Origin of the sequence: Pseudomonas guariconensis, from assembly GCF_015680235.1 — a bacterium.
In the GTDB taxonomy this organism is placed as follows: Bacteria; Pseudomonadota; Gammaproteobacteria; order Pseudomonadales; family Pseudomonadaceae; genus Aquipseudomonas; species Aquipseudomonas guariconensis_A.
Genome location: NZ_JADLJL010000030.1, coordinates 50,209 through 58,331 on the forward strand (window position 1 = coordinate 50,209; position 8,123 = coordinate 58,331).

The window sequence follows — 8,123 nt, forward strand, 5'->3', positions numbered from 1 at the left end:
GTTGGGGCGAAGCGCCCTGCATGGGGGTTTTGTTGATCGAATGGTCAGAAAACGATGTCAGCATTGCCTGGAAGTATTGATGTAGAGCCTTTTCTTTGAAATCGAAAGTGGCTCGTGGGGCATGCGGAAGGCTATGCTAGAGTGCTCGGATAACTCGATAAACGGTCGCTGTCGGAAGCCGTCGTCTCAAAGGGAAGGGAGACCACCACGACGTGACCGGACACGCCATGCTGGGGCTGTATGCGCTATTTGCTGATAATGCTGCTGGGCTGCTTGCCCCTGTTTGCCGGAGCGGTCGATTTCGACGATTCCACGCGTCACCTTCCCTTGGGCAAGGCCATGCAGGTCTACGAAGACCCTGATGGCAGCGCCAGCATCGTCCAGGTCAGCTCGCCGGCCTTCGCCCACCATTTCCGCCAGCATCATGAGGCGGTGCTCAATGCCGGCTATTCCAGCTCGGTGTTCTGGCTGAAGATCGACCTGCGCAACACCAGCCCCGAGACCGCTTCGCCCCGCCAATGGCTGCTGGAATTGGCCTACCCCCCGTTGGACCACCTGGACCTCTACCTGCCCGATGACCAGGGTGTCTATCGCCTGGTCCGGCGCACCGGCGATGCTTGGCCCTATGCCAGCCGGCAGATCCGGCAGAACGACTACCTGTTCGAACTCCCGTTGCAACCGGGCCAGGCGACCACGGCCTACCTGCGTCTGCAGAGCCAGGGTTCGATGCAGGCACCGGTCGCGTTGTGGTCGCTCGAGGCCTACCTGGAAGACCAGCCCACGCGCCTTTATGTGCTGGGCATGATCTACGGCGTGCTGCTGGTGATGCTGGTGTACAACCTGTTCATCTACCTGGGCGTGCGCGATGTCAGCTACCTGTACTACATCTGCTATATCGCCTCGTTCGGGCTCTACCAGGTGTCGGTCAACGGCGCCGGGGTCGCCTATTTCTGGCCGGACAATCCTTGGTGGGCCAATGCCGCCACCCCGCTGTTCATCGGCGCTGCAGGGTTGTTCGGCTGCCAGTTCGCGCGGCATTTCCTGCAGCTTGGCCGACTTAGCCGTGGCTTCGACTGGCTGCTGCTGGCACTGATGGCCGGTGGCGCGTTGGTCATGGCGCTGGCCGTGACGACCCCCTATGGTATTGCCCTGCGCATGGCTACGTTGTTGGCGCTGCTGTTCACCGTGAGCATCTTTGCCGCTGGGGTGTACGCCTGGTGGCGAGGGGTGCGGGTCGCGCGCTGGTTCATCATCGCCTGGACCGCCTTCCTCGTGGGCGGGCTGGTCAACACCCTGATGGTGCTGGGCTATCTGCCGAACATGTTCCTGACCATGTACGCCAGCCAACTGGGCTCAGCGCTGGAAGTGGCGCTGCTGTCGCTGGCCCTGGCCGATCGCATCAACAGCATGCGCGAGCAGCAGGCCCAGGCCTTGCGCGAGACGGGCCGTGCCCTGGAGCAGCTCAACCAGCAACTGGCCCGCAGCAATCAGCTGAAGGATGAATTCCTCGCCACCGTGACCCACGAACTACGCACCCCGATGAACGGCGTGATCGGCTCGCTGGAGCTGATGCACACGCTGCCCATGGGTGCCGAGCAAGCCCAGTACCATCGCACGGCAACCGGGTCCGCGCAGGACATGATGGCCATGGTCGACGATATTCTCGTGCTCACCGAATTGCAGGCCGGCCGCCTGCGCGCCCAGGCCGCGCCGTTCAGCCTGCGCCAGCAACTCCAGGCGTTGCGTGCCAGTTTTGCTGGGCGAGCGTTGGGCAAGGGGCTGTACCTAAGCCTGGATATCCCGGCCGATCTGCCCGACGAGCTGATGGGCGATGCGTCAAAGCTGCAGCGTTGCCTTTCTTGCCTGGTGGACAACGGCCTTAAGTTCACCCATCAGGGCGGCGTGATGATCCAGGTGCGAGGCCGTTGGCTGGCACCTGACAGCGTGGCGTTGAGCTTCACGGTCATTGACAGCGGCATCGGCTTCGATGACCTGGACCAAGCCATCCTCTACCAGCGCTTCTTCCAGGTCGATGGTTCCATGACCCGTCGCTATGGTGGCCTGGGCATTGGCTTGTCGATTTGTCGACAACTGGGCGAGCTGATCGGCGCTCGTTTGGTGCATGAGTCGAACCGGGGCCTGGGCAGCCGCTTCGAACTGTCGCTGAATCTGGCCGTGGCCCAGGCGCAGCGGCCGTCCAACCAAGCGTCAAGCCGTTAGGGTTTCCCCCGGACGTCGAGTTAGGCGTTTTTGCCACTTTGACTCATGGGGAAGGAGTGCTTCACTGGGGCTTTCAGGCATGACCGGATCCAGGGAGCCCCCAATGAACCTGCACCAGTTCGCTGAAACCCACGAAGTCACCAACCAGCCGCCGTCGCTCGATGGCGCCAACCTGTACCGCCTCGATCTGCCGCTGCAGGAGTGGTCCCGGTACTTCGGTGCCGGCTGGGCCGAGTCGCGGATCGATGCCTACGGTGCTTTGGCCGGTGGCCCTCTGATGGCGGCGGGGTTTCTGGCCAACGCCCACAAGCCCGAATTCAGCAGTCATGACCGTTATGGCCATCGTATCGACCTGGTGGAGTTCCACCCGGCGTATCACGAGCTGATGCGTACGGCGGTCGAGCATGGCCTGCCATCCTTGCCTTGGGCCGAACCTCGCCCGGGCGCCCACGTGGCGAGGGCGTCGATGACCTACCTGCACAGCCAGGCGGAGGCCGGCACGGGGTGCCCGTTGACCATGACCTTCGCTGCGGTGCCGGCCCTGCGCCTGCAACCGGAATTGGCCGAATATTGGTTGCCCAAGGTGCTTGCGCGTGAATACGACCCGCGCAACATCGGTGACCGGCACAAGGTGGGCGTGACCCTCGGCATGGCCATGACCGAAAAACAGGGGGGCACCGATGTGCGCGCCAATACCACCCGGGCCTACCCGGTCGGTACCCCTGGGCCTGGCAAGGCCTACGAACTGGTCGGCCACAAGTGGTTCTGTTCGGCGCCGATGTGCGACGCGTTTCTCACCCTGGCCCAGACCGACAAGGGCCTGAGCTGCTTCCTGCTGCCGCGGCATCGACCGGACGACAACCGCAACCAGTTCTACATCCAGCGCCTGAAGAACAAGCTCGGCAACTGCTCCAATGCCTCCAGCGAAGTGGAGTTCCGAGGCGCGCTGGCATGGATGGTCGGCGAGGAGGGGCGGGGCGTGCCGACCATCATCGAGATGGTGGCCATGACCCGTTTCGATTGCATGGTCGGCTCCAGCGCCCTGATGCGCCAGGCACTGACCCAGGCGGCGCACCACTGTGCCCATCGCAAGGTCGGCGGCCGGGTGCTGAACGAACAGCCCTTGATGCAGAACGTGCTGGCCGACCTGGCCCTGGAAAGCGAGGCGGCGCTGGCCCTGAGCTTGCGCATGGGGCAGGCCCTGGACCAGCTGGACGACCCGCAGCAGGCGCATTTCGCCCGCCTGGTCACCGCGGTGGGCAAGTACTGGATCTGCAAGCGCGCGCCGGCCATGATCAACGAAGCCGCCGAATGCCTGGGGGGCGCGGGGTACGTGGAGGACAGCATCCTGCCGCGGCTGTACCGCGAGGCACCGGTGAATTCCACCTGGGAGGGTTCGGGCAACGTGCAGTGCCTGGATGTGCTGCGCGCCCTGTCCAAGGAGCCGGGTGTGCTCGATGCGCTGTTCGCCGAACTTGGCGACGGCCACGGCGACCCGCGTCTGGCGGCGCATATCGGCAACCTCAAGGGGGCGTTCAGCGATACCGGCGATATCCAGTACCGTGCGCGGCAACTGACCGAAGACATCGCCGTAGCCTTGCAGGCCAAGCTGCTGCTCGAGGCGGGCAATGCGACAGTCAGCGATGCCTTCATCGCCAGCCGGCTGGGGGCTGGCGGTCGGGTCTATGGCGCTTTGCCTCGTGGTGTCGATGTGCAGGCGCTGGTCGCACGCGCCTCACCCGTCCACCTGTAGGGGCGGTGATCGGTGGGGGTGTAATTGCAACAGAAGGCAGGCAAGATGGACGTCATGCATGCCAGAAGACAGGAAGCCCAGCGTGAGCCAAGCGTTTGTAGTCGTTGATACCCCCGAACAGGCCGTCGATCGTCTGGCGGCCTTGCATGAACAAGCCACTGGCGCCCTCAGCCAGGCCCTCAAGCGCTACCTCAAGGACCGCACCGAGCCGGACGATGACCAGCGTGCACTGTTCCGCTACCCGGCCCTGCGCCTGACCTACTACAGCCATGGCGAAGTCGCGGCCACCACCCGTGCCTATGCCAAGGTCCAGGTCGCCGGCACCTACAGCGTCACCATCACTCAGCCGGCTGCGTTTCGCGGTTATCTGCTGGAGCAGTTGCGTCCGTTGATGCATGACTACACCGTGACCCTGGAAGTCGGTGTCAGCGAGCAGAACATCCCGTATCCCTATGTGGTCGACCAGGGCGATGAGCTGGCCGGCAGCGGCATCACTGCCGCTGAGCTGGCGCGTGTATTCCCCAGCACCGACCTGTCGGCGGCCACCGACAACATCGCCGACGGCCTGTACGACTGGGGCAACGCCGAAACGTTGCCCCTGGCGCTGTTCGATGCCGCCCGGGTGGATTTCTCGTTGCGGCGCCTGGTGCACTACACCGGTAGCGACTGGCATCACGTGCAGCCCTGGATCCTGCTGACCAACTACCATCGCTACGTCGACCAGTTCATCGCCCATGGCCTGGAGCAGCTGCAGCAAGACCCGCGCTTCGTGCGCATGGTCCTGCCCGGCAACGTGATCATCGAAAAAGGCATGGACGAAGGTGTCGCTCAGGCACTGGTGGCCGGAGTGGTCTGGCACCGCTACCAGATGCCGGCCTACCACCTGATCGCCGACGACGGCGATGGCATCACCTTGGTGAACATCGGCGTTGGCCCATCCAACGCCAAGAACATCACCGACCACCTGGCCGTGCTGCGCCCGCACTGCTGGCTGATGATCGGCCACTGCGGTGGCCTGCGCCAGTCGCAGACCATCGGCGACTACGTGCTGGCCCACGCCTACATGCGCCGCGACGGCATCCTCGACCGGGTGGTACCGCCGAACATCCCGATCCCGGCCCTGGCCGAAGTGCAGTTGGCCTTGCAGGAGGCGGCGGCGCAGGTGACCGGCGAGCGTGGCGAGCAACTCAAGAAGCGCCTGCGTACCGGCACCGTGCTGACCTACGACGACCGCAACTGGGAGCTGCGCTGGGCCCAGGAGCGCCCGCTGATCAACCTGTCGCGTGCTGTGGCGGTGGACATGGAAAGCGGCACCATCGCCGCCCAGGGTTATCGCCTGCGGGTGCCGTACGGCACCTTGCTGTGCGTGTCGGACAAACCGCTGCACAGCGAGATCAAGCTGCCGGGCTCGGCCAATGCGTTCTATAACCGCGCGGTCAGCCAGCATCTGAAGATCGGCATCGCCGCTCTCGACCTGCTGCGCACCGAGCTCAACTCGTTGCACTCGCGTAAACTACGCAGCTTCGATGAGCCGCCGTTCCGCTGAGGATCCATGCCCCTGCCTCCCCGTTCCAAGCCGCGCCGCCCTTCGGCGCGGCCAGCCGGCCCGCGTCGCCAGCCCAAGGCGCCGCCGGCCGAGCCCCGCCTGATCCTGTTCAACAAGCCATTCGACGTGCTGACCCAGTTCAGCGATGGCGAGGGGCGCGCGACGCTCAAGGACTACATCGACATTCCCGGCATCTACCCAGCAGGCCGCCTGGACCGCGACAGCGAAGGGCTGTTGCTGTTGACCAACGATGGCCGATTGCAGGCGCGCATCGCCGACCCCAGGCACAAGCTGCCCAAGACCTATTGGGTGCAGGTGGAGGGGGAGCCGAGCGAGGCGCAGTTGCAGCGTTTACGTGACGGTGTGCAGCTCAATGACGGGCCGACATTGCCGGCTGAGGCGCGATTGCTCGAGGAGCCCGAACTGTGGCCGCGCAACCCGCCGGTGCGGTTTCGCAAGAGCGTGCCGACCCATTGGCTGGAACTGGTGATCCGCGAAGGGCGCAATCGCCAGGTACGGCGCATGACCGCAGCAGTGGGGTTACCGACTTTGCGCCTGGTGCGAGTGCGGATCGGTGACTGGGCGCTGGACGGGCTGGAGCAGGGATGCTGGCGGGAAGTGCCACCCAGGCTTTGAGGTGTAAGGCCCAATCGTCGGCAAGCCGGCTCCCACAAGATCTGTTCTATGAGCGATATCCCAGCCCTTCGGGCCGCGCTACCTCTGTGGGAGCGGGCTTGCCCCGCGATCAAGGGCGCAGCCCTTGCCAGGCGACGGTGATATCGAGGCAGGCCCAATCGCGGGACAAGCCCGCTCCCACAGGACCTCGCAAATCAATTAGTTACACCTGTTCTATGAGAAATATCACAGCCTTTCGGGCTGCGCTGTCGTGCGGAGAGCAAGCGGCTAGCGATGCCCCTTGTGGGAGCGGGCTTGTCCCGCGATCAAGGGCGCAGCCCTTGCCAGGCGAGGGTGATATCGAGGCAGGCCCAATCGCGGGACAAGCCCGCTCCCACAAGACCTTGCAAAATCAATTGGTTACAGCTGTTCTATGAGCAATATCCCAGCCCTTCAGGTTGAGCTGTCGTGCGGAGAGCAAGCGGCTAGCGATGCCCCTTGTGGGAGCGGGCTTGCCCCGCGATCAAGGGCGCAGCCCTTGCCAGGCGACGGTGATATCGGGCCCGGCTTGCCGGCGCGATTGGGGCTGAAGCGCTAGACCCCTTCGAGGAATCCCACCACCACGCTCTTGATGATGAACGCAAGCACGCCCAGGCCCAGCACGAAGAACAGAATCAGCGTGCCGAAGCGGCCTGCCTTGGATTTCTTCGCCAGGTCCCAGACGATGAAACCCATGAAACCGATCAACACGGTGACGAGGATGATCATCATCCATTCTTCGAATACGGCGGGATCCATCAATGTTCTCCAGGCTGGCTGAGCGTTCGAGTATACGCCGAGTGATCAGCGAAGGTGGGTCAGGGGCAGCTCGGTGCTGGCCAGTACCTGATTGAGCACGAAACTCGAGCGCACGCTGGTGACGCCCTCGATGCGGGTCAGGCTGCCGAGCAGCAGTTTCTGGTAGTGGTCCATGTCTGGCACTACGACCTTGAGCTGGTAATCGGCGTCCATCCCGGTGACCAGGCTGCATTCGAGCACCTGGGGCAGGCTGCGGATGGCGGCCTCGAAGGCCTCGAAACGTTCGGGGGTGTGGCGGTCCATGCCGATCAGCACATAGGCGGTCAGGCTCAGGCCGAGCTTCTTGCGGTCCAGCAGGGCGACCTGGCGCGAGATGTAGCCGTCGTCTTCCAGTTGCTTGACCCGCCGCGAGCAAGGGGAGGGGGACAGGCCTATGCGTTCGGCCAGCTCCTGGTTGGAAATGCGGGCGTCGCGCTGCAATTCGGCGAGGATGCTCAGGTCGTAGCGGTCAAGCTTGCTCATGGATAAGGCCTTTTCTGTCCGGATTGCTGCGAATTATCGATCCGGGGTTAAAAATTGCGCAAGTGCTATTTATCAGAGCAATCTTCGCAATCCTCTGCTGCGCCGAATCCGTATCTTTATCAACAGAATCACTGCCCGGACAACAGTCCACGGCGCCGGCCTCAGGAAGGCCGTCGCGGCCAGCCATCCAACAGGATCCGCCAGGCCCCCGGGCTACACACCGTCCAGAAGACGGCGTGAGGTGAGCCGGTGCCACAAGTGCCGAGCACGGACGACAATTCCCAAAGGGAGGCCAATGGCCTCCCTTTTTTCATGGTGCGCCAGGCATGGCGCGTTGCGCGCAAGCGCAACCTGCTTGGCTGTGGTGGTCGAGTGGGTGACTTGGAGGTGAAAGTCCTCTACACACCCGGCAAGGGGAAGTGTTAGCCAGAGGCAAGGGTGTCGTGGGCGACTACGAATCTGAAGGAAGCCCGAGGCAAAATGCTGGTCTGACGTACAGGAAGCGGATTAGGCGGCGCAGCGGGGTAAGACGGCTATGATCGTCAAAGCCCAATACTTGCACGGAACGCTTTGACGTAGAGCTGGAGCGACGAGATCATCGCTTCGTCCGTTATGCCGATGACGCAAACATCTATGTGCGCAGTCCTCGCGCAGGCGAACGAACGATGA

At 63.6% G+C, this 8,123-nt stretch carries 6 protein-coding genes; 4 read left to right on the forward strand and 2 right to left on the reverse strand.

Annotated features, from left to right (window positions below; all coding sequences use genetic code 11):
- The first annotated feature begins 240 nt into the window (after positions 1-240).
- From IRZ56_RS18300 to IRZ56_RS18315, 4 genes are all read left to right on the forward strand, one after another.
- Positions 241-2,220, forward strand: coding sequence for a sensor histidine kinase (locus IRZ56_RS18300; protein ID WP_196146224.1), 1,980 nt, complete (start codon positions 241-243; stop codon positions 2,218-2,220).
- 103 nt (positions 2,221-2,323) lie between these two features.
- Entirely contained in the window at positions 2,324-3,973 is a 1,650-nt protein-coding gene (locus tag IRZ56_RS18305; protein WP_196146225.1) for an acyl-CoA dehydrogenase family protein, read from the forward strand.
- 58 nt (positions 3,974-4,031) lie between these two features.
- Positions 4,032-5,519, forward strand: coding sequence for an AMP nucleosidase (gene amn / locus IRZ56_RS18310; protein ID WP_172402964.1), 1,488 nt, complete (start codon positions 4,032-4,034; stop codon positions 5,517-5,519).
- Between the two features lie 6 nt (positions 5,520-5,525).
- Entirely contained in the window at positions 5,526-6,155 is a 630-nt protein-coding gene (locus tag IRZ56_RS18315) for a pseudouridine synthase (protein ID WP_230390443.1), read from the forward strand.
- Positions 6,156-6,728: 573 nt separating this feature from the next.
- Here IRZ56_RS18315 and IRZ56_RS18320 read toward each other — a convergent pair.
- Both IRZ56_RS18320 and IRZ56_RS18325 read right to left on the reverse strand, forming a co-directional pair.
- The gene (locus tag IRZ56_RS18320; RefSeq protein ID WP_013974331.1) at positions 6,729-6,932 is read right to left on the reverse strand and encodes a DUF2788 domain-containing protein; all 204 of its coding nucleotides are present in this window, start codon (positions 6,930-6,932) and stop codon (positions 6,729-6,731) included.
- Positions 6,933-6,977: 45 nt separating this feature from the next.
- A complete protein-coding gene (locus IRZ56_RS18325; RefSeq protein WP_194792105.1) occupies positions 6,978-7,454 on the reverse strand; it encodes an Lrp/AsnC family transcriptional regulator in 477 nt (158 codons plus the stop codon).
- Positions 7,455-8,123 lie beyond the last annotated feature (669 nt).

What these genes read in the sequence shown, in the direction of transcription:
- IRZ56_RS18300 (WP_196146224.1), top strand. Translation starts at nt 241, where the DNA reads ATGCGCTATTTGCTGATAATGCTGCTGGGCTGCTTGCCCCTGTTTGCC.
- IRZ56_RS18305 (WP_196146225.1), top strand. Translation starts at nt 2,324, where the DNA reads ATGAACCTGCACCAGTTCGCTGAAACCCACGAAGTCACCAACCAGCCG.
- amn (WP_172402964.1), top strand. Translation starts at nt 4,032, where the DNA reads ATGCCAGAAGACAGGAAGCCCAGCGTGAGCCAAGCGTTTGTAGTCGTT.
- IRZ56_RS18315 (WP_230390443.1), top strand. Translation starts at nt 5,526, where the DNA reads ATGCCCCTGCCTCCCCGTTCCAAGCCGCGCCGCCCTTCGGCGCGGCCA.
- IRZ56_RS18320 (WP_013974331.1), bottom strand. Translation starts at nt 6,932, where the DNA reads ATGGATCCCGCCGTATTCGAAGAATGGATGATGATCATCCTCGTCACC.
- IRZ56_RS18325 (WP_194792105.1), bottom strand. Translation starts at nt 7,454, where the DNA reads ATGAGCAAGCTTGACCGCTACGACCTGAGCATCCTCGCCGAATTGCAG.